Consider the following 19,362-nt stretch of genomic DNA (forward strand, 5'->3'; position numbering starts at 1 on the left):
GCTCATGTGGTGTCGGCTGGTGGTGCGGTGGAGTCTTCGGTGTCGTGCTCGGGTGGACCCGACCGCGAGGGGCCGGACGCCGCCCGAAGGGCTCGGCCGGTGGGGTCGGCCGGTGTGGGGGTGGGCCGTGCGAGTGCGTGGCGTGGTGCGCTGGGGAGTGCGGTCGCGGTTCCCGGGGCCTCGATCCCGGGCCCGGAAGGGTTTTTCCCTCGGGCCCCGCAGTTGAAGCGACGGGAAGACGTCGTGTTTGCGCCGTCTTTCGCCACCGGGCGTGCGCGTGGCGAGCATTGCGCACGCCGGTCACACCACCGTCCCGGAACCGGGCTCACTCCCCCCCTCGCACCCGTCAGGCAGCCGCGTCGAAGCCGGTGTCGCGAGCCAGCTTCTTCAGTTCGAGCAGGGCGTGCTTCTCGATCTGGCGGATGCGCTCGCGGGTCAGTCCGTGCTCCTTGCCGACCTCGGTCAGGGTGCGCTCGCGGCCGTCGTCGATGCCGTACCGCATCTTGATGATGGAGGCCGTGCGCTGGTCCAGGCGGCCGATCAGGTCGTCCAGTTCCTCGCTGCGCAGCAGGGTCAGGACCGACTGCTCCGGGGAGACCGCGGAGGTGTCCTCCAGCAGGTCGCCGAACTGGGTCTCGCCCTCGTCGTCCACCGACATGTTCAGCGAGACCGGGTCGCGGGCCCAGTCGAGGACGTCGGTGACACGCTCCGGCGTGGAGCCGAGCTCCGTGGCGATCTCCGCCGGCTCCGGGTCGCGGCCGTTCTCGCGGTTGAACTCGCGCTGGACGCGGCGGATGCGGCCCAGCTCCTCCACCAGGTGGACGGGGAGCCGGATCGTGCGGGACTGGTCGGCGATGGAGCGGGTGATGGCCTGACGGATCCACCAGGTCGCGTACGTCGAGAACTTGAAGCCCTTGCGGTAGTCGAACTTCTCCACGGCGCGCACCAGGCCGGCGTTGCCCTCCTGGATCAGGTCGAGCAGGGGCAGGCCGCTGCGCGGGTAGCGCCGGGCCACCGCGACGACCAGACGGAGGTTGGAGCGGATGAAGACGTCCTTGGCCCGGTCACCGGCGGCGACGAGCGCCTCCAGCTCCTCGCGGCTGGCGTCCGACGTGCTCTCCTCGTATCCGTCGAGGACCTGCCGCGCGAACACACCCGCCTCGATGGTCTGCGACAGCTCGACTTCCTTCGCGGCGTCGAGCAGCGGCGTGCGCGCGATCTCGTCGAGGTACATGCCGACCAGGTCGCGGTCGGCGATCTCGCCGCCATGGGCGCGAACACTGCTTGCCGAGTCGACCGTCTCGCCGGTGGCGGACTGACGACGGGCGACGGCACGGGTTGCCATGCGTGCTCCCTTGCGATGGTGGGCTGGCGGGTGGTCGTGAACGCCGGGCACTTCGGGCTGTGTCTCCGGGACTCTTTCCGAGTGCCCTGCATCCGAGGGGAACAACGACTGGAATCAGGACAGAATTCCCAACCCGCACCCCGAATTTTCTGATCATGCAGTACCCTGTCGGCCACTTCGGGCGCAGGACGGCGCCGACACGCACAGAGACGCAGGTCAGACCCGGAGTCGAGGAAACCCTCGAAGCCCTCACGGCCCTCTGCCACCACCGCGCGCGTGAGACGGTCGTCACGTTCCGACACGGCCGGCCCTCACTGCGGAAGAGCGCCGCCTTCGACCGCCCTCCCACCCGGAAGACGGCCCGCACCGGCCGATGGTTGCCACGGACGCGCACGCGCGGGAAATTCGGGGCGAGCGTCCCCTCCGGGTCAGCCGAACTGCACGGAGCGCTTCGCCATTCCCATCCAGAAGCCGTCGATCACCGACTTCTGCGCGTCGAGCTCGCCGCCCGCCTCCGCCGCGCCCATGGTGACGAACAGCGGGGCGAAGTGTTCGGTGCGCGGGTGGGCGTACCGGCCGGCCGGGGCCTTGTCCAGGAAGTCGAGCAGGGCGTCCCAGTCGCGGGCCTCCAGGGCGCGCCGGCCCCAGTCGTCGAACTCGGAGGACCAGCTCGGGACGCCCCCGGCGTGCCGGAGCGCGGCGAGGTTGTGGGTGAAGAAGCCGGAGCCGACGATGAGGACACCCTCGTCGCGCAGCGGGGCGAGCCTGCGGCCGATGTCCATCAGGCGGACCGGGTCGAGGGTGGGCAGCGAGACCTGCAGGACGGGTATGTCGGCGGCCGCGAACATCTCGACGAGGGGGACGTAGGCGCCGTGGTCGAGGCCGCGGTCGGGGATGTCCTGGACGGGGGTGCCGGGGGCGCGCAGCAGCTTGCGGACGGACTCGGCGAGCGCGGGGGCGCCGGGGGCGGCGTACCGGACCCGGTAGTAGTGCTCGGGGAAGCCCCAGAAGTCGTAGACGAGCGGGACGGTCTCCACCGCGCCGAGCGCGAGCGGGGCCTCCTCCCAGTGGGCGGAGACCATCAGGATCGCCTTCGGCCGGGGCAGTCCGGCGGACCAGGCGGCGAGCTGGCCGGGCCAGACCGGGTCGTCCGCGAGCGGCGGGGCGCCATGGCTGAGGTACAGGGCGGGCATGCGCTCCTGGGCGGTGACGGACATGGTCGCGGCTCCCAACATCCTGTTGCTTTAACTCTCAAGTTCTCCTTCAGAATACGGCCGACTTGTTCAAGTTTCAAGGAGCTGCCTCGTACAGTGGGACCCATGAACACGGCACCGGACTCCGCGGCGGGGCACCGCTGGCTCACCGACGAGGAACAGCGCGTGTGGCGCGCCTACCTGCACGCCTCCACCCTGCTGGAGGACCACCTCGACCGCCAGTTGCAGCGTGACGCGGGCATGCCGCACATCTACTACGGCCTGCTCGTCGGTCTCGCCGAGGCGCCGCGCCGCCGGCTGCGGATGACCGAGCTGGCGATGCAGGCGAAGATCACCCGCTCCCGGCTGTCGCACGCCGTCGCCCGCCTGGAGAAGAACGGCTGGGTGCGCCGCGAGGACTGCCCCTCCGACAAGCGCGGCCAGTTCGCGGTGCTCACCGACGAGGGTGTGGAGGTGCTGCGGCGCACCGCGCCGGGCCATGTGACCGCCGTACGGCAGGCGCTGTTCGACCGGCTCACGCCGGAACAGCAGAAGGCCCTCGGCGAGATCATGGAGATCGTCGCCGAGGGCCTCCAGCCCAACGAAGCGGGTGCGGACCTGCCCTGGCTCCGCTAGCGGCCCCGGGTCAGTGGGCCACCACCGGCACCGGCAGCTCGTCCTCGACACCCTCGCCGGAGGCCACCGTGGTGCTGCCCGGACGGCCCGCGTTGACGAAGGTGAAGGCGATCAGGGAGGCGAGCGCCAGGATGCCGACGGCGAACCAGATCGCGCTGGTGTAGCCGTGCACCATGCCCTGGAGCTTCACCAGCTCCGCCTGCGGCTTGGCGGTGGCACCGGCGATGTGGTCCTTGATGTACGAGGTGGTCGCGGACGCGGCGATGGTGTTCAGCAGGGCGGTGCCGATCGCGCCGCCCACCTGCTGCGAGGTGTTGACCATCGCGGAGGCGACACCGGCGTCCCGGGGCTCGACGCCCTGCGTGGCCAGCGACATGGCCGGCATGAACGCGGTGCCCATGCCGAGGCCCAGCAGCACCATCGCCGGCAGCAGCAGGGCGCCGTACGAGGAGTCGGTCTCCAGCTGCGTCAGCAGCAGCATGCCGAGCGCGGCGACGAGGAAGCCGGGGCCCATCAGGAAGCGGGCCGGGACCCGGGTCATCAGCCGGGTGCCGATCTGGGTGGAGCCGGTGATCATGCCGACCACCATCGGCAGGAAGGCGAAGCCGGTCTTGACCGGGGAGTAGCCCTTCACGACCTGGAGGTAGTAGGTCAGGAAGAGGAACAGGCCGAACATGCCGATGATCGCGAGACCCAGGGAGAGGTAGATGCCGCCGCGGTTGCGGTCGGTCACCACGCGCAGCGGCAGCAGCGGGGCCTTGACCCGGGACTCGACCAGCGCGAAGGCGAGCAGCAGCACGCCGGACGCGACGAACATCGAGACGGTCACGGCGTCGCCCCAGCCGTCGGACTCGGCACGCGTGAAGCCGTAGACGAGGGAGACCAGGCCGAGGGTGGACAGGATCACGCCGGGGACGTCGAGCGGGGAGCGGTTGCGGCCGCCCTCGGGCTCACGGACGACGAAGTAGGCGCCGGCCGCGGCGACGACGGCGAACGGGACGTTGACGAAGAAGGTCCAGCGCCAGTCCAGGTACTCGGTGAGGAAGCCGCCGAGGATCAGGCCGACGGCACCGCCGCCGCCCGCGATCGCGCCGTAGATGCCGAACGCCTTGGCGCGCTCCTTGGCGTCGGTGAACATCACGGCCAGCAGCGAGAGCGCGGCCGGGGCGAGCAGGGCGCCGAACACACCCTGGAGGGCGCGGGCGCCGAACATCATCGCGCCGGTGGTGGCGGCGCCGCCGAGCGCGGAGGCGGCGGCGAAGCCGGCCAGTCCGAGCACGAACGCGCGCTTGCGGCCCCACAGGTCGGCGATGCGGCCGCCGAAGAGCAGCAGACCACCGAAGGCGAGGGCGTAGGCCGTGACGACCCACTGCCGGTTGCCGTCGGATATCCCGAGGTCCACCTGGGCGGAGGGAAGGGCGATGTTCACGATGGTGGCGTCGAGGACGACCATCAGCTGGGCGAGCGCGATGAAGACGAGCGCCTTCCAGCGGTTGGCGTCACCGCTCGGTGCGGCGGCGCCGGGAGCCTTGAGGGCTGTTTCGGACATGGGGATACCCACTTCGGGACTTCGTGACGGAAAAAGCGCGGAAAAACAGGGAAGATCTGAAAAAGAGCGAGGAAGAGCCGGGAAACGGCGATGAATCGCGAGAAAACGGAGCAGGGCGGGAACGCGGCGGCCGGGAGGGCCGCCGTGTCAGGTGGACGGTGATCGGGGGCCGGACTCGGCGGAGCCGGGCCGGTCGGTCAGGGTGAGCGCAGCTCCTCGATCGTGACGGCCGTGCCCGGCAGGGCGGAGCGGGCGGGCGCCCGCAGGCCGTCGAGGAACAGCTGGAGATGGCGGTGGACGAAGCGGTCGCCGCGCATGCAGTCCGTACCGGCCGGGGGCCGGCCGAGCTGGGCCGCGACGATCATCAGGTCGCCGACGCCGACGTCGGGGCGGAGCTGCCCGGCCGCCTTCGCCCGGCCCATGACCTCCTCGACGAGCTGCTCGACGCGCTCCCGCGAGGCCTCCAGGTCGGGATGGTGCTTGTCGAAGGTGTCGGACATCATCGGGCACAGCGCGCTGAGCCGCTCGTCCGCGGAGGTGTGCACGAAGCGCTCCAGCGCGGCGAAGGCGTCCCCGGTCTCCCTGAGGGCCGCCTCGGCCGCCTCGGCCGTACGGTCCATGACGGAGCAGACGACCTCGCGCACGAGGGCCTCGCGGTCGGGGAAGTTGCGGTACACCGTGGCGTTGCCGACGCCGGCGCGGCGGGCGATCTCGTCGAGCGGCACGTCCGGACCGTGCTCGACGAACATGTCCCGGGCGGCGGTGACGATCCGCTCCCGGTTGCGCACGGCGTCGGCACGGGGCCGGGGCACCTTGCGCTGCGCGGGGGATGCGGTCGCGGTCGGCACGGCGTACTCCTTCAGGTGTTGAGGACGATCCGGTTCGGGTGGGGAGAACGATCCGGTTCGCGGTGAGGGCGATCCGGGGAGGCGATCCCCGTTTCGCTCGGACACAGGGCTAAACGGGGAGAGGGTCCCCGGTTATTTCCCGGTACCGGAAAAGAATCGCTGTGACCTGAGCCACACTCAACGTCCGCCGGGATTCACCCTCGTGCGGCCCCGCTTTCCCACGATCGGTCTCCCCCAGCGCGCGCCCGCCACCCCGTCGACCCAGGGTGATCGCAAGGGTGCAGCCGGCGACCGGCGGCTGCCGTGGAGCGAAGGGCCCGTGCATGCCGCCGCAGCCGCCCCGCCGTCACATACGCCCGCGCCGCGTGGCCGCCCTGGCTCTCGTGACCGTGCTGACCATGGCGGTCGGCACCTCGGCCGGGACCGGGCATCTGCCGGCGCCCACCACCGCCGGGCCCGTCGGCCTGGACCGCTCCGCCGCCCTCTCCCCCTGCCTGATCCACGGCGGCCTCGACGTGCAGATGACCGAGGGCGTCCCCACCCCGCACGGCTACTCCCGCTCCACGGGCACGGTCCACGCCCTGACCCTCATGGTCGACTTCTCCGACGCACCCGGCCAGGGCAGCGCCATGGACCGCTTCCACGAGTTCTTCCCGCAGACCCAGGAATGGTTCCGCACCGCCTCCTACGGCCGCCTCGACTACCGGCCCGAGACCCCCGTCACCGGCTGGCTGCGGATGCCGAAGTCGTTCCGCGAGTACGGCATAGAGCGCGGCGCCCCCTTCGACCCCGGCTACCGGCAGCTGGTGCAGGACATAGTGGCCGCGGCCGACCCCACCGTGGACTTCCGCTCGTACGACCTGCTGAACGTGCTCGTCACCCCGAACGCCGGACCGTCCGCTCTGGACACCGTGCTGTCCGTGACGTTCGCCGGGAACGGGGAGGCCCCGGTCGCCGACGGGGTGCCCGTCGCCAACGCCTCCTTCGTCTACTCCCGCCAGGACGACGGTTCCGGCTCCTACGACCGCACCGGCTACCGCGTCCTGCCCCACGAGAACGGCCACACCTTCGGCCTGCCCGACCTGTACACGCAGGAGGGCGGGGGCACGGTCGGGCACTGGGACATCATGAGCGAGGACTGGGGTGCCAACAACGACCTGCTCGGCTGGCACAAGTGGAAGCTGGGCTGGCTCGACGGCGGTCAGGTCGGCTGCGCGACGGCCGACGGGAGCGTCGAGTACACGCTGTCCCCGCTGTACAAGCCGGGCGGCGGCAAGCTGATCCTCGTACCCGTCGACGTGCGGACCGCCTACGCGCTGGAGGTGCGCGTGCAGGGCGGCAACGACGAGGTGGTGTGCCGGCCGGGCCTCCTCATCTACAAGGTCGACGCGACCGTCGACACCGGGCGCGGACCGGTCACCGTCTACGACAGCACGCGGGGAAGCGGCGGCTGCACCCGCAGCCCCAACGTCCACACGGAGCTCTCCGACGCACCCTTCGCCCCCGGCGAGACCTTCAAGGACCCCAAGCACGCCATCGCGGTCCACGTGGTCGGCACGGACGCGGACGGGAACTACCGGGTGCGGATCACGCGCGGCTAGCCGCGCGGGCGCGGCGGGCCACCGGACGGGGTTTACCGTAGGCGTCCGACGCACGCCGAACACCGGGTTTACGGTAGGCGTCCGACGCACGCCGTACCGGAGAGACGATGCCCGCGCAGACCGCCCAGGATTCCGGCAGCCGTGCCGAGACCCGGCCCCCGGCGGGGACGGACGGGCCGGCGCGGACGGTCGAGGCGGGGGCGGGGGCGGACGGGCCGCCCGCGGAGGCGGTCGGGCCGCTGCTGCGCGGGGTCGCGGTACTGCGGCGGCTCACCGAGGCGGGCGGCACGATGAGCCCGAGCGCGCTCGAACGGGCCACCGGACTCGCCCGGTCCACCGTCGACCGGATCACCGCGACCCTGGCCCGCATGGGACACGTCCGCCTCGACGGCCGGGACGTCGTCCTCACCCCGCGCGTGATGGAGCTGGGCAACGCCTACCTGGCCGCCCTGCGCCTGCCCGCGCTGCTCGGCGCGCACGCCGACGCCCTCGCCGACGAACTGGACGAGTCGGTGTCCCTGGCGGTGGCCGACCTCGACGGCATCCGCTTCATCCACCAGGCGACCCGCCGCCGCGCGATGTCCGTGAGCTTCCGCATCGGCGACCTGCTGCCGGCCGAACGCACCGCCCCCGGGGCGCTGTTCGCGACCGAGTGGGATCCGTCGGACTGGCGGCGGTGGCACGCCCGGCACGCCGAGGATCCGTCGGACGCCCTCTTCCCCGCCGTGCCGCCCCGGTCCCCGTCCGCCGCCGGCGACTTCGCGGCCCGGGTGGAGCGGGCCCGCCGGGACGGCTGGGCACTGGACGACCAACTGGTCGAGCCGGGACTGGTCGCGGTGTCCGTGCCGGTGCGCGCACCGGACACCGGCCGCATCGCGTGCGTGGCGAGCGTGGTCAGCCACACCAGCCGGCACACGGCGGCCGGCCTGCGCACCGCCCTGCTCCCCCGGCTGCGGACGACGGTGACGGCGATGGAGGCCGAACTGCGCACCGCGCCGGCCCCCGAGCCCGGGCCGCCGCCCTCGGAACTGGCGGCCTGGACGGGGGCGTCCAAGCTCGAACTGGGCCGGGACTTCGTGGAGTCCCTGGCCCGGGGTCTGACCGTGCTCACCGCGTTCGGCGAGGGCCGGCCCGCGCTGCCGCTCGCCGAGGTGGCACGGGCGACCGGGCTATCCCGCGCCACCGCGCGCCGGGCCCTGATCACCCACGAACACCTGGGCCTGGTGACCGCGCGCCCCGACCACACCTTCGCCCTCACCCCACGCGTGCTGGACCTGGGCTTCCCGCCGCTGTCACGCAGCACGCTGCCCCGGCTCGCCGAGCCCCATCTGCGGGCGCTCGCCGACCGCTTGCACGAGCCGACGGCGCTCGCGGTGCTGACGGGCGAGGGCACGGAGATCCAGTACACGGCCGGGGCGGGCGCGGGCCGCGTGCTGACCGTGCACATCGCCGTCGGCACCCGGCTGCCCGCCGCCGCCACCTCGCTCGGCCGCGTCCTGCTGGCCGACACCGCCCGGCCGGCGTCCCCCGGCCTGGCGGCGGTCCGCGAGCAGGGGTACGCGCTCGTCGACGAGGAACTGGAGTCCGGGCTGCGGTCGATCGCCGTACCGGTACGGGACCGGACCGGCCGGGCCGTCGCCGCGCTGAACGTCTCCACGCACGCGGCCCGCCGCACGCTGGAGGACTGCGTGCGCGACCTGCTCCCCGAGCTGCGCGCCACCGCCGACCGCGTCCAGGACGACCTGCGCACCGCCTCCCGCTTCACCCCGGTGCCGCTCCTGTGACCGCCGGCGATGTCCGGCCGCGGGCGGGCGTCAGCCGGAGGTGTTCCGGCGGCGGCCGAAGGCGTAGTAGAAACCGATGACCACGCCGCCGATCACGGCGACGGCGGTGACGGCCTTACCCGATCCGAAGACGGCGGTGAGCGCGACGGCAACCCCGTAGACGGCGGGCAGCAGCCAGCTCAGGTTGAGGCCCGCTCGCGAGGTCTGCTCCATGGTTCCCCCTGCTTTCTCGTGTCTGCGCTCCCCGCCGGAGGTCGGACGGGCGGTGGGAGGCGTCCGGCGTGGACTGTGGCCGTACGGCCTGATCATGTCATCCCGGCCACGCTGCCGGAACCGGTTCGCCGAGGATGCGCTCAGGACAGCTGAGGGCCCGCCAGGCGCGCGAACAGGCCCTCGGTGTCCGCCAGTAGCTCCTCGTAGGTGCCCTGCTGGACGACCCGGCCGCGGTCCATGACGACGATCCGGTCGGCGTCGACCACGGTGGACAGACGGTGTGCGATGACGAGCCTCGTGGCGTTCAGCCGACGCGTGCTCTCGGCCACCAGGCCCTGCGTGGGGTTGTCCAGGGCGCTCGTCGCCTCGTCGAAGAAGACCAGCCGCGGCCGGGCCACCAGGGCGCGGGCGATCATCAGGCGCTGGCGCTGGCCGCCGGACAGGGTGTTGGTGCCTTCCGAGAGCATGGTGTTCATGCCCATCGGCATGGCGCGGATGTCGTCCGCCAGCCCCGCCATCTCGGCCGCCGTCCACGCCTCGTCGAGCGTGTAACCGCTCGTGCCGACGATGTTGGCGAGGACGTCGCCCGCCTGGAGCGCGCCGTTCTGGAGCACCACGCCGCACTGCCGACGCACGGCGGAGATGTCGAGTTCGGCGAGGTCCTGCCCGTCGTAGAGGACGCTGCCGGCCAGCGGGGCCTCGAAGCCGAGCAGCAGCCGCAGCAGGGTGGACTTGCCGCTGCCCGAGGCGCCGACGACCGCGACGAACTCCCCCGGCTGCACGGTGAGGCTGACGTCGTCGAGGACGAGCGGCCCGTCCTGGCCGTAGCGGAAGGACAGATGGGAGACGGTGACCCGGCCGGACAGGTCTCCGGGGTCGGCCTTGGTGCCGTCGTTCTCCGGCGCCGCCTCCAGGATCGGCCGGAGCCGCTCCAGCATCGGGACGGTGCCGACGGCGGTGACCGCGGCGGCCGTGAACTGAAGCCCCGCGGAGAGCAGAAGGTTGAACGCGGCGAAGAACGGCAGGAACGTCGCGAGGGGCACCTCCCCGTGCAGGGGGCCCGCCGTCACGGCGAACACGACCGCCGAACACACCAGCGGGAAACCTGCGTTGAAGGTGGTGACCGCGTTCTGCACGCGCCGCACCCGGGCGGACAGCGAGTGGCCGCCCGCGGCCAGCCGGCTCCACTCGGCGAACGCCCGCTCCTCGGCGGCGGCCACCCGCAGTTTCGGCATGGCGGTGAGCATCTGGAACACCATCGAGGACATCGCCTGCTCGTGGACGTACTCCCGGCGCGCCCAGCGCAGCTGGATCCGGCCCGCCACCGCGGCGAAGGCGACGCCGGACGCGGTGAGGGCGGCGGCGGTCAGCGCCAGGGTCAGGTCGTAGCAGAAGACCAGGACGAGGTTGGCCAGGCCGGTCAGCAGGGCGAGCGTCGCCGTGGTGAGCATGCCGGACAGCAGCTCCTGGGCGGCGGTGACGCCGAGGACGGTGGTGCCGAGTTCACCCGTGGAGTAGCGGGTGAAGAACGAGGCGGGCAGGGACAGCAGCCTGTTCCACAGCCCGGCCTGCATGGCGGCACCGGTGCGGCTCTCCACCCGGAGCACCGCGATGTTCTGAACGACGGACAGCGCGGCCGTCACCAGGCCCGAGCCGATGACGAACAGCGCCCCCTGCACGATCAGGCTCCGGTCGGCGGCGGCCACGTACGTGCCGAGGACCTTGCCGGTCATCACGGGAATGATCAGCCCCAGCAGGGCGACCAGGACCCCGGTGACGGCGAACCGGACCAGGTCGCGACCGTGCCCCAGAGAGGGTGAGAAACCGAACCGCAGCAGCCCGGGGACGTCCCGCACCCGCGCGGGCAGCGGCCGGTAGAGGACGACGGCCGTGTTGCTCAGCCGGGCCGCGGCCTTCGCGGTGACCGGGACCACCTCGCCGTCGTCGACCATGACGTAGCCGCGGCCGAGGGGCAGCAGCGCGACGGGCCGCCCGGTGGTGCGGTGGCCCAGCATCGGCCCCAGGTCCCGCGTCCACCAGCGGTCCTCCAGCCGGACGGTGCGCGTGCGCGCCCCGGAGGCGAGGGCGATGGCCCGCAGGTCGTCCTGCGCGCGGCCGCCGCCGCTGCCCCGCACGGGCGGCCGTACGGCGAAGCCCTGCCGGGACGCGACGAGCCGGACGGCGGCGAGCAGCGGCGGGTCGGCGGCGACGTCGGCGAGCCGCACCCGGGTGTCGGTGTCGTGCAGCACGGCGTCGAAGCTGCGGACGGCCGTGGCGAGGACCTTGCCGTCCTGCACGTGCCGGGCGGCGAGTTCGGCGTGCTCGCGGGCCCTCGCCACCGCGATCCGGTGGTCGACGGTGGCCCGCAGCCGGGCGGCGTACCCGGTCAGTGCCTCCGTCAGCCGGCCCTGCCGGTAGACGTCGAGGAGTGACGCGGTGACGAGCCGGGCGGGGTCACGGGCGCGCAGCCAGTCCCGTTCCGTCAGGACCAGCTCGTCCCCGGGTCCGACGGGCTCCAGTGCGCCCCGGTACCGCCCGGGGCCGTCGCCGCCGGCGCCGGCGGGGAGCGCCTCGGTGGCCGGGTCGCCCGGTTCGAGGACCCCGGACTCCACCCGCACGAACCGCACGCCGTCCACGGAGCGGGCCACGCCCCGCGCGGCGAGTTCGGTGCCGCCGGTGGTGCTCAGGGAGGTGAACTGGCGGGGCGGCAGTGTGCCGGGCAGCGCCTCGGCGAGGGCGGTGAAGCCCGCCGTCAGCCCGTCGAGGACCCGGGCGTGGTCCACCTCGGGCGCACGGCCCGTGGCGGGCCGCGGCAGGGTGGCCCGGCCCAGGCGGACCTCGTCGAGCACGGACAGCGGCAGCACGGTGAGGCGGGCGTCGAGGACGGGCCGGGCGACGACGGTGTGGCGGCTGTCCCGGCCGGTCCCGCAGGCCAGCAGCATGCCGGCCTCGGCGCGGCACAGGAAGTACCGGCGGCCGCGGTCCGGTCCGTCCTCGCCGGACCCGCAGTCCACCGCGAACAGGTCGGCGCTGCCGGCCTCCACGTACAGCAGTGTGGTGGGGTCGTCGAGGCACACCGTGCGAGCCGGTGCGGTCGTCGTGGCGCGGGTGCTCACAGCGTGTCCCTCTCCTCGGCGCGGCTGGACTCGAACAGCCGGGCGTACAGGCCGCCGACGGCGAGGAGTGCGTCGTGCGTGCCGCGTTCGGCGACGGTGCCCCGGTCGAGCACGATGATCTCGTCGGCGTCGCGCACGGTGGACAGCCGGTGGGCGATGATCAGGCAGGCGCAGCCGCGGCGGCGCAGGTTGTCCATCACGGTGCGCTCGGTCGCGGGGTCGAGGGCGCTGGTGGCCTCGTCGAGGACCAGCAGGGTCGGCCGGGCGGCGAGCGCGCGGGCGAGTTCGAGGCGCTGGCGCTGGCCGCCGCTGAAGTTGCCGCCCTGTTCCCACACCCGGGCGTTGAGGCCGCCGGGCCGGGACATGACCTCGTCGAAGACGGCGGCGTCCTGGAGTGCGGCGAGGACCACCTCGTCGGGCACGGTGGCGTCCCACAGCGTGAGGTTGTCCCGTACGGTGCCGGCGAACAGGGCGACGTCCTGGTCGACGTAGGCCATGGACGCGGCGAGCACCGTGCGCGGTATCTCCTCGCGGGGCCGTCCGCTGATCAGGACCTGGCCGGAGCGCGGCTCGTACAGGCCGGTGACGAGGCGGCCCACGGTGGACTTGCCGCTGCCGGAGCCACCGACGATCGCGGTGCGCGAGCCGGGGGCGACGGTCAGGCCGAGGCCGGTGACGACGGGTTCGGCCAGCGGCCCGTACCCGAACGTGACGTCGACCAGGCTGAGTTCGCCGTCCAGCCGGCCCGCGGGGGCGTCCGGCGCGGAGTCGTCCCGGCCGGGCTCGAAGCAGCGGGCCTGCGGGTACTTCTCCACGTCGTGGATGCGTTTGAGGTCGGCGTTCATGTCCTGGAGCCGGGTGCCCAGGTTGGTCAGCTGGGTGACGGGACGGCTGAGGGCGGCGAGCAGCGTCTGGAAGGTGACGAGCAGGCCGACGCTGAGCGTGCCGTCGACCACCCGCAGCCCGCCGACCAGCAGCAGCACGCCGATGTTGGCGACGGCCAGCAGCGGCGGCAGGACGGTCAGCACGGCCGTGGTCTGGCCCAGCCGCTGCTGGGCGGCGGTCACCTTGGCCAGGAAGCCGGCCCAGCGGGTGAAGGCGTCCGGCTCGGCGCCGGTCGCCTTGACGGACTCGATGGTGGACAGCGTCGCGAAGGTGGTGCCGACGAGGTTGCCGCGGTCGGCGCGCAGCGCGGCCACCGCGTCCTTGCGGGAGCGGGCGACGAGTTGCAGCACCAGCACGTTGAGGCCGGCGGTGGTGAGCCCGAGGACGCCCAGCAGCACGTCGTAGCGGATCATCAGGGCGCCGTAGAAGAGCACCAGGGCGAGATTGATGGTGGTGGCGGCGACGTCGCGGGACAGGATCATCGCGACGGTGTCGTTGCTCGCCACCCGCTTGGCGACCTCGGCCGGCCTGCGCTGGAGGAAGAACTCGATGGGCAGCCGCAGCAGATGGCGGAAGAAGCGGGCCGAGGCGACCAGCCCGGTGCGGATCTCCATGCGCAGCAGGTAGTGCTGCTGCACGGAGGTCAGGACGAACACCATCAGCGCGGTGACGGCCATCGCGACGGCGAGCGGCAGGACCGCGGTAGGCGACTCCGAGCCGAGCACCCGGTCGACGAACACCCGTGAGTAGGCGGCTCCGACGATGCCCGGCACGACCAGGAGCAGGCTGGCGAGGAGGACCAGCGGCAGGGCGCGGCCCGACGGCAGGCGGCGGTCGAGGAGGGCCGCGGCCGTGCTGGTCCGCCGGCCGCCGGGCCGGAAGTCGGGGCCCGGCGTGAAGGTGAGCACGATGCCGGTGAACCCGGAGTCGAACTCCGACCACTCCATCAGCCGGGGCCCGCCGGCCGGGTCGTTGACGGCGACCTGGGTGCGGCCGAACCGGGTGGTGATGCCCTCCACCACCAGGAAGTGCTGGAACGCCCAGAAGATGATGACCGGGCCGGTGCGGATCTTCTCCAGCAGCAGCTCCGTCTCGGCCTGGAAGCCGCGGGCCTCCAGGCCGAACGAGCGGGCCGCGGCCATCACGGAGCTGGCCTTGGCCCCGTCCCGGGAGACACCGCACAGGGCGCGCAGTTCCTCCAGCGGCACATGGCGGCCGTGGTGCGCGAGGATCATCGCCAGGCTGGCGGCGCCGCACTCGACCGACTCCATCTGGAGGACGGTGGGGACGCGGTGTGCGCGGCGGCGGGCCCAGCGCCGGGTGCGTGCGGCGGTGCGCCGCGTGCGGCGCGAGCCGCGCCGGGCGGCCCGCCGGGAGGAGGCGCGGGGTGTGGTCTCGGTGTCGCTCATGGTGCCGTTTCCTCAGCTCCTTCGGCGCCCGGGGCCGTCCGCCGGCATCCCCGCCTCGGCGGGGCGCCGGGGGCCCCGGGCCTGTTCAGCGCCCCAGCACCAGGTCGAACGGCGACTGGCTGCGCAGCTCGATCGAGGCGGAGACGGCAGTCTGGGACCCGAGCCGCACGGGAGGGGTCTTCGCGGTGCTCCACGCGTAGCCGGACGCGGAGCCGGGGTCGGGGATCAGGTCGACGGTGACCAGGCGCGGCGCCTGCCCCCGGTGGAAGGTCTCCGCCGCCAGGTCGCCGCCGGCGATCGCGGCGAGGCCCTCGCGGGTGAGGGGGTAGGGGTCGACGGCGGTCACCCTCCCGCGCAGCAGGCCGAAGGCGGCCGGGGGCGCCGTCGACACGGACAGGTCGACGGGGCGGCCGGGCGCGAGCCGGGCGGCCTGGTCCGCGGGCACGAAGACCAGGGCGACGAGCCGGTCGTCGGGCAGGTCGGTGCGTTCCACGGTGGCGACGGTCGCGCCGGCGCGGACGAACTGCCCGGTGGTGAGCGCCGCGCTGATGACCTTGCCCGAGAAGGGGCTGGTGATGGTGCGGGCGTGCCCCGTCCCGTCGGTGAGCCGGGCGACGGGCTGGCCGGCCCGCACCTGCTCGGCGGGCCGTACGAGGAGTTCGCGGGCCAGCCCGGTGTAGGGGCTCTGGACCTGGCTGGTGCCGCCGGGGTGGGTGAGGACGCCCGGTGCGGCGACGGTGACCTCCAGCCTCGCGACCAGCGCCCACACGCAGGCGCCCGCGATGACGATCATCACGACGAAGACGGCGATCCAGCCGCGGGGGGCGGCGAGCAGGACGGGTGCGTCCAGCTCGTCCGGCTCCCGCTTGCGCTGAAGCGCCTGGTAGCGGAACTGCACGGTGTCTGCCCCCCTTCGGTGGTCAGTCGCCCGCGGCGGCGGACGGTTCGGGGCGCGCCGGCGGGCGGCTGCCCAGGACGAGTTCGCCCACGGAGCCCTCCAGCAGCGGGTCGCGGCCGGTCGCCGCGGCGAACGCGGTGGTGTCGCCGCCGCCGAGCGCGCACACCGCGAGCCCCATGGCGGTGGCCACCAGGTAGACGGTCTGGTAGAGCACGCCGACGTGCTTGAGGATCAGCGGGTAGGCGACCGTCTCGTACTTCCACATGACCCGGCCGAAGCGGGCCGCGACCAGCAGCACGACCTGTGGGTCGCCGGTCATCATCGCGGCGTCGCGGGCCTCCTTGACCAGGGGTGCGGTGGCCGGGCCCGGTGCGCCGACCAGCTGGAGCTCGTGGCGGTCGGGCGCGTAGCGGTACAGCCCCGGCTCCAGGCCCGCGCAGTTCGTCACCAGCGGATAGACCTCCAGCTCGTGCACGGCGCCGCCGCTGGGCAGCGGGCGGTCGGCGAGTTCCTGGCCATCGCTGCCGGTGAACGTGGAGCGGATCCGCACGGTCCGGTAGAGGAGTTCGCCGAGTTGGTCCAGGGTCAGGGGCGCCTCGGGGTCGTGGGCGCGGGTGGAGGTGCGTCCTTCGAGGACCTCGGTGAGGGAGGGCTCCCGTGCGGCGATCGCGTCCAGGTCCGGCACGGGGAGCGGTACGGCGGGGCCGTCGGCGGCGGGTGCGGCGGCGGGCTCGGGCGGGAACCGGTCCGCGTGCGGGTAGGTGCCGCCGTAGCCGGGGGCGGCGGCGGGGGTGCGGGTACGGGTGTGGAAGGCGAGGTCGACCGGGTCCCACTGGATGCTGCCGCGGCAGGCCTCGGCGTCGGTGTCCGGGCCGCCGGGTTCGAGCGCACCGGCGGTCGCCAGCAGCCGCAGCAGGGGGGCCGGTGTCCGCTCGGTCCGGGCGGTCAGCGCGGTCAGGAACTCCATGGCAGCGGCGCCCAGTTCGACGGCCAGGGGGCTGCCGGGCGCGCGCAGGGTGAGGACGCCGTCGGCGGGCAGCAGCAGCGCGTGCCGGGAGAGGCGTACCGGACCGCGGGGGGCGGCCCGCAGGGCGGTGCTGCCCCGGCCGACGGCGACGAGGCGGGCGAGGGGGGTGCCGTCCGGACCGGTCACCGTGTGTTCGAGCAGGCCCATGGCGTCGAGCCGGCCGCGCAGCATCTGCCAGCGCAGCAGGCCCGCCTCGCCGTCCCCCGCCACGACGAGGCCGGTGATGTCCGCGTCGGCCCGGTCGCCGTCGGCGAGGGCGCGCAGCGCGGCTTCGGCGCCCGGCGGCAGGGACTTCAGGCGCAGGGTGCCGAACCGGGTGGTGAGCTGCCCGTCCCCGAACGTGGCGCCCCGGACGAGCCGGGTGGCCTCCGTGCAGATGGCGGACGTCGCGCCCGGATGTGTGGTCGTGGTGGTCATGGCTCCCCCGCCTGATGAGGCGCGGGCCACGAAGGCGTCGTGGCCCGCGGTGTGACACGCGATCAGAAGAAGACGTTCCAGCTGTTCAGGTCCGCCTCGGCGGTGGGCTCGGGTCGCAGTCCGAGGCGGACCGGCGCGTCGTAGAGCCGGCCCGGGCCCAGCCGGCGCCAGAAGTGGCGCAGACCCGGAGCGATCACCTTGACGACGTTGAGTTCCAGGTCGGGGCGGGTCTGGTCGATGACGATCACCTCGGAGCCGGCCTCCTGGATCCGGGCGACCTGGTCGCGGATGCGGGCGGCGAGGTCGAACCCGGCCCGCGGGCCGACCTCGGTGGCCGGCAGCGCGGGGTCGGGCAGCAGCCAGGGCTCCTTCTCGACCGTGGCCTCCTTCAGCCAGGTCAGCGTCTCCAGGTCGTCGACGAGGTAGGCGGTGTTCCCGTCGGCGTCGCGGTTCTCGATCATCGGCAGGAACTGGTTCAGCTCGGTGAGTGCCCGGAACGCGGCGACGCGCGGGTCGGGGTGGGCGCCGAAGCCGACCATGACGTCCTCGACGCTGTGGCGGCGCCGCGAGGCGGCCACGTACACCGGCATCCCGAGATCGAAGCTGATGTCGAGCATCCACAGGTCGCGGTCCTGGGCGTCGTAGAAGGCGCGCAGCCGGTCGACGTACGGGTCGTCGAGCGAGTCCATGTCGAAGGCCGGGCGGCGCAGCCGGTTGTACCACCACAGGGCGACGGCGTCGCGCTCGGTCAGCTCGCACAGGCCCTGGAGGATCGCCTCCTCCAGGGTGTTGCCGGCGGCGCTGCCGTTGGAGTCGGCGATGCAGAAGAAGTGGTCCTTGAGGTCCGGGTGGCCGTACCAGGCGTACGCGGCCGGGATCAGCCGCTCCTCGTCGTGGGTGAGCGACCAGCCGCGGGTCCAGTCGACCGGGGCGTCCTCGGGGAACGGGTCGGGGACCTTGTGCAGCCGGTTGGCCGGGTCCTGGTTCCACGTCTCGCGCCCGGCGAGCTGCGTCTCGGAGAAGTGCAGCAGGGCACGGGGGTGGACGGCCGTGCGGGGGTCGAGGTCGCGGTAGGACGAGCGCAGGACGGGCTCGTCGCCGCGCCAGACGCCGACGTAGCGCTCGATGGCCTCGCAGACGGCGCTGACCTTGGCCTGGACCTCGGAGCGGCCCTTGCCGCCGCTCTGCCCGCGCAGGTTGCGGCGCAGCAGGTCCATGCTGTCGTTGACCATCGCGAAGTTGTGGCCGGCCGCGAAGCTGTAGGTCAGGGTGTTGTTCTCGGGGGTGTGCGACACCAGCTTGGTGATGGCGCCCAGATGCGGGCTGATGTGCCGCTCCAGACGGGCGAGGGTGGCCTCGGGGCTGGTGACGCGGTAGCCGCCGTCGCTGGTGTGGCGGGCCTCCTCCGCGTGCAGCACGATCTTGGGGCTGCGCTCGGTGACCAGGGCCGGGTCGCCGCAGGAGGGGCACTGCGGCTGGCGGACCAGCGGGTGGGTCTCGGTGCGCAGGGTGGCGAGGTCGAGGGTGACCATCTGGCCGCACAGGGCACCGGGTTCGCCGGTGGCGGCGATCCGCGCGGCCTCCGCGGCGATGAGGCCCGCGGCGGCCAGCGGGCCGGCCGCGATGCCGGCGCGCACCGGGTGGCGGGGCACGGACTCGCCGCGCTTGCCGGCGAGGTAGCGCTCCAGCTGGCGGTTGCCGGACAGCCGCTGGGCCAGGCAGGTCCAGCAGCCGGTGTGGTCCGGGTCCAGGAAGGGGCCGATCCACGGGGCGACACCGCCGGTGCGGGCCAGCAGCCAGGGCCGCCCGGCGGCCAGCTGGCGCTCGTTGCGCTTCTCCAGCGCCGGTTCGAGGTAGTCGTCGACGAGGACGATGGCCACGCCGTCCTCGGGCACCTCGTCGAACGGCCCGGTGCGGGCGGTCAGTCCGAGCGCGCGCAGCGCTTCGAGGACCGGCTCCGGCTCGACGCCGGGGGCCGCGGAGACGGTGACCGGGGCCGTGCCGAGGGTGGCGGCGGGGTCGATGCCGAGGGCGTCCCAGTAGGCGAGGGTGCTCTCCGGCAGGTCGGGCCGGCCCTCGGCCAGGTGCCCGGCGGCCTTGAAGCGGGTGAGCGCCTGGAACACGGCGGGTATGGGCAGCGTGCCGGCGAGGGCCTGCACGATCTCCGTGACGGTGCGACGGCCGTCGAGGTACGGCACCACCGCCGCGGCGGCCCTGCCGGGCACCAGGTAGTCCTGGCCCTCCGCGTAGAGGAAGACCCGTTCGCCCTCCACCACATCGACGTGGAAATGCGCCTTGAGACGCGGCTTTTCCATCGGTCCCCCTTGTCGTACGGATCAGCCCTGACGTGGCGTCACGTCGGCAACCCAAACACGGGGACAGCTGCGGGTAAATGCTTCATCGGCTACGCACCGGGCCCTTTCATACGTATCCCCGCACGG

The 19,362-nt window shown here is 73.4% G+C and carries 13 protein-coding genes; 3 read left to right on the forward strand and 10 right to left on the reverse strand.

Features of this window, described 5'->3' with window-relative positions:
• Window positions 1-346: 346 nt before the first annotated feature.
• Both ACF08B_RS05075 and ACF08B_RS05080 read right to left on the reverse strand, forming a co-directional pair.
• Window positions 347-1,345: an RNA polymerase sigma factor RpoD/SigA gene (locus ACF08B_RS05075; protein ID WP_392316136.1), complete on the reverse strand. Its 999-nt coding sequence runs from the start codon at window positions 1,343-1,345 to the stop codon at window positions 347-349.
• Window positions 1,346-1,773: 428 nt separating this feature from the next.
• Window positions 1,774-2,562: a dioxygenase gene (locus ACF08B_RS05080; protein WP_392316137.1), complete on the reverse strand. Its 789-nt coding sequence runs from the start codon at window positions 2,560-2,562 to the stop codon at window positions 1,774-1,776.
• A 102-nt stretch (window positions 2,563-2,664) separates the two neighbouring features.
• Between ACF08B_RS05080 and ACF08B_RS05085 the strand changes: the two genes are divergently transcribed.
• Window positions 2,665-3,174, forward strand: a complete 510-nt coding sequence (locus ACF08B_RS05085) for a MarR family winged helix-turn-helix transcriptional regulator (protein WP_392316138.1) — start codon at window positions 2,665-2,667, stop codon at window positions 3,172-3,174.
• 10 nt (window positions 3,175-3,184) lie between these two features.
• Here ACF08B_RS05085 and ACF08B_RS05090 read toward each other — a convergent pair whose 3' ends face one another.
• Window positions 3,185-4,723 (reverse strand): MFS transporter, encoded by a 1,539-nt coding sequence (locus tag ACF08B_RS05090; protein WP_392316139.1) that lies wholly within the window; start codon window positions 4,721-4,723, stop codon window positions 3,185-3,187.
• Between the two features lie 197 nt (window positions 4,724-4,920).
• On the reverse strand, window positions 4,921-5,571 hold the full coding sequence (locus ACF08B_RS05095) for a TetR/AcrR family transcriptional regulator (RefSeq protein WP_392316140.1): 651 nt from the start codon (window positions 5,569-5,571) through the stop codon (window positions 4,921-4,923).
• Window positions 5,572-5,894: 323 nt separating this feature from the next.
• On the opposite strand from ACF08B_RS05095, the gene ACF08B_RS05100 reads away from it, so the two are divergent.
• A complete protein-coding gene (locus ACF08B_RS05100; RefSeq protein WP_392316141.1) occupies window positions 5,895-7,172 on the forward strand; it encodes a M6 family metalloprotease domain-containing protein in 1,278 nt (425 codons plus the stop codon).
• 107 nt (window positions 7,173-7,279) lie between these two features.
• Window positions 7,280-8,956, forward strand: coding sequence for an IclR family transcriptional regulator C-terminal domain-containing protein (locus tag ACF08B_RS05105; RefSeq protein WP_392316142.1), 1,677 nt, complete (start codon window positions 7,280-7,282; stop codon window positions 8,954-8,956).
• A gap of 30 nt (window positions 8,957-8,986) precedes the next feature.
• Here the strand turns inward: ACF08B_RS05105 and ACF08B_RS05110 are convergent, their stop codons facing one another.
• The 6 genes from ACF08B_RS05110 to ACF08B_RS05135 all read right to left on the reverse strand — a co-directional run bounded on the left by ACF08B_RS05110 (window position 8,987) and on the right by ACF08B_RS05135 (window position 19,236).
• A complete protein-coding gene (locus tag ACF08B_RS05110) occupies window positions 8,987-9,169 on the reverse strand; it encodes a hypothetical protein (protein ID WP_392316143.1) in 183 nt (60 codons plus the stop codon).
• Between the two features lie 140 nt (window positions 9,170-9,309).
• The gene (locus ACF08B_RS05115; protein ID WP_392316144.1) at window positions 9,310-12,285 is read right to left on the reverse strand and encodes an NHLP bacteriocin export ABC transporter permease/ATPase subunit; all 2,976 of its coding nucleotides are present in this window, start codon (window positions 12,283-12,285) and stop codon (window positions 9,310-9,312) included.
• Window positions 12,282-14,579, reverse strand: coding sequence for an NHLP family bacteriocin export ABC transporter peptidase/permease/ATPase subunit (locus tag ACF08B_RS05120; RefSeq protein WP_392316145.1), 2,298 nt, complete (start codon window positions 14,577-14,579; stop codon window positions 12,282-12,284). The genes ACF08B_RS05115 and ACF08B_RS05120 overlap by 4 nt, the downstream gene beginning before the upstream one ends.
• 85 nt (window positions 14,580-14,664) lie before the next feature.
• On the reverse strand, window positions 14,665-15,477 hold the full coding sequence (locus ACF08B_RS05125) for an HlyD family efflux transporter periplasmic adaptor subunit (RefSeq protein ID WP_392316146.1): 813 nt from the start codon (window positions 15,475-15,477) through the stop codon (window positions 14,665-14,667).
• Window positions 15,478-15,499: 22 nt separating this feature from the next.
• Complete coding sequence (locus ACF08B_RS05130) at window positions 15,500-16,921, reverse strand: SagB family peptide dehydrogenase (RefSeq protein WP_392316147.1); 1,422 nt, start codon at window positions 16,919-16,921, stop codon at window positions 15,500-15,502.
• Between the two features lie 62 nt (window positions 16,922-16,983).
• A complete protein-coding gene (locus ACF08B_RS05135; protein ID WP_392316148.1) occupies window positions 16,984-19,236 on the reverse strand; it encodes a TOMM precursor leader peptide-binding protein in 2,253 nt (750 codons plus the stop codon).
• Window positions 19,237-19,362 lie beyond the last annotated feature (126 nt).

The sequence above is a fragment of the Streptomyces sp. NPDC015139 genome, from assembly GCF_043079785.1.
GTDB classification, from domain to species: Bacteria; Actinomycetota; Actinomycetes; order Streptomycetales; family Streptomycetaceae; genus Streptomyces; species Streptomyces albidocamelliae.

Excerpts from the sequence above, each read along its gene's own strand:
- ACF08B_RS05075 (WP_392316136.1), bottom strand. The coding sequence starts at position 1,345 with ATGGCAACCCGTGCCGTCGCCCGTCGTCAGTCCGCCACCGGCGAGACG.
- ACF08B_RS05080 (WP_392316137.1), bottom strand. The coding sequence starts at position 2,562 with ATGTCCGTCACCGCCCAGGAGCGCATGCCCGCCCTGTACCTCAGCCAT.
- ACF08B_RS05085 (WP_392316138.1), top strand. The coding sequence starts at position 2,665 with ATGAACACGGCACCGGACTCCGCGGCGGGGCACCGCTGGCTCACCGAC.
- ACF08B_RS05090 (WP_392316139.1), bottom strand. The coding sequence starts at position 4,723 with ATGTCCGAAACAGCCCTCAAGGCTCCCGGCGCCGCCGCACCGAGCGGT.
- ACF08B_RS05100 (WP_392316141.1), top strand. The coding sequence starts at position 5,895 with ATGCCGCCGCAGCCGCCCCGCCGTCACATACGCCCGCGCCGCGTGGCC.
- ACF08B_RS05105 (WP_392316142.1), top strand. The coding sequence starts at position 7,280 with ATGCCCGCGCAGACCGCCCAGGATTCCGGCAGCCGTGCCGAGACCCGG.
- ACF08B_RS05110 (WP_392316143.1), bottom strand. The coding sequence starts at position 9,169 with ATGGAGCAGACCTCGCGAGCGGGCCTCAACCTGAGCTGGCTGCTGCCC.
- ACF08B_RS05120 (WP_392316145.1), bottom strand. The coding sequence starts at position 14,579 with ATGAGCGACACCGAGACCACACCCCGCGCCTCCTCCCGGCGGGCCGCC.
- ACF08B_RS05130 (WP_392316147.1), bottom strand. The coding sequence starts at position 16,921 with ATGACCACCACGACCACACATCCGGGCGCGACGTCCGCCATCTGCACG.
- ACF08B_RS05135 (WP_392316148.1), bottom strand. The coding sequence starts at position 19,236 with ATGGAAAAGCCGCGTCTCAAGGCGCATTTCCACGTCGATGTGGTGGAG.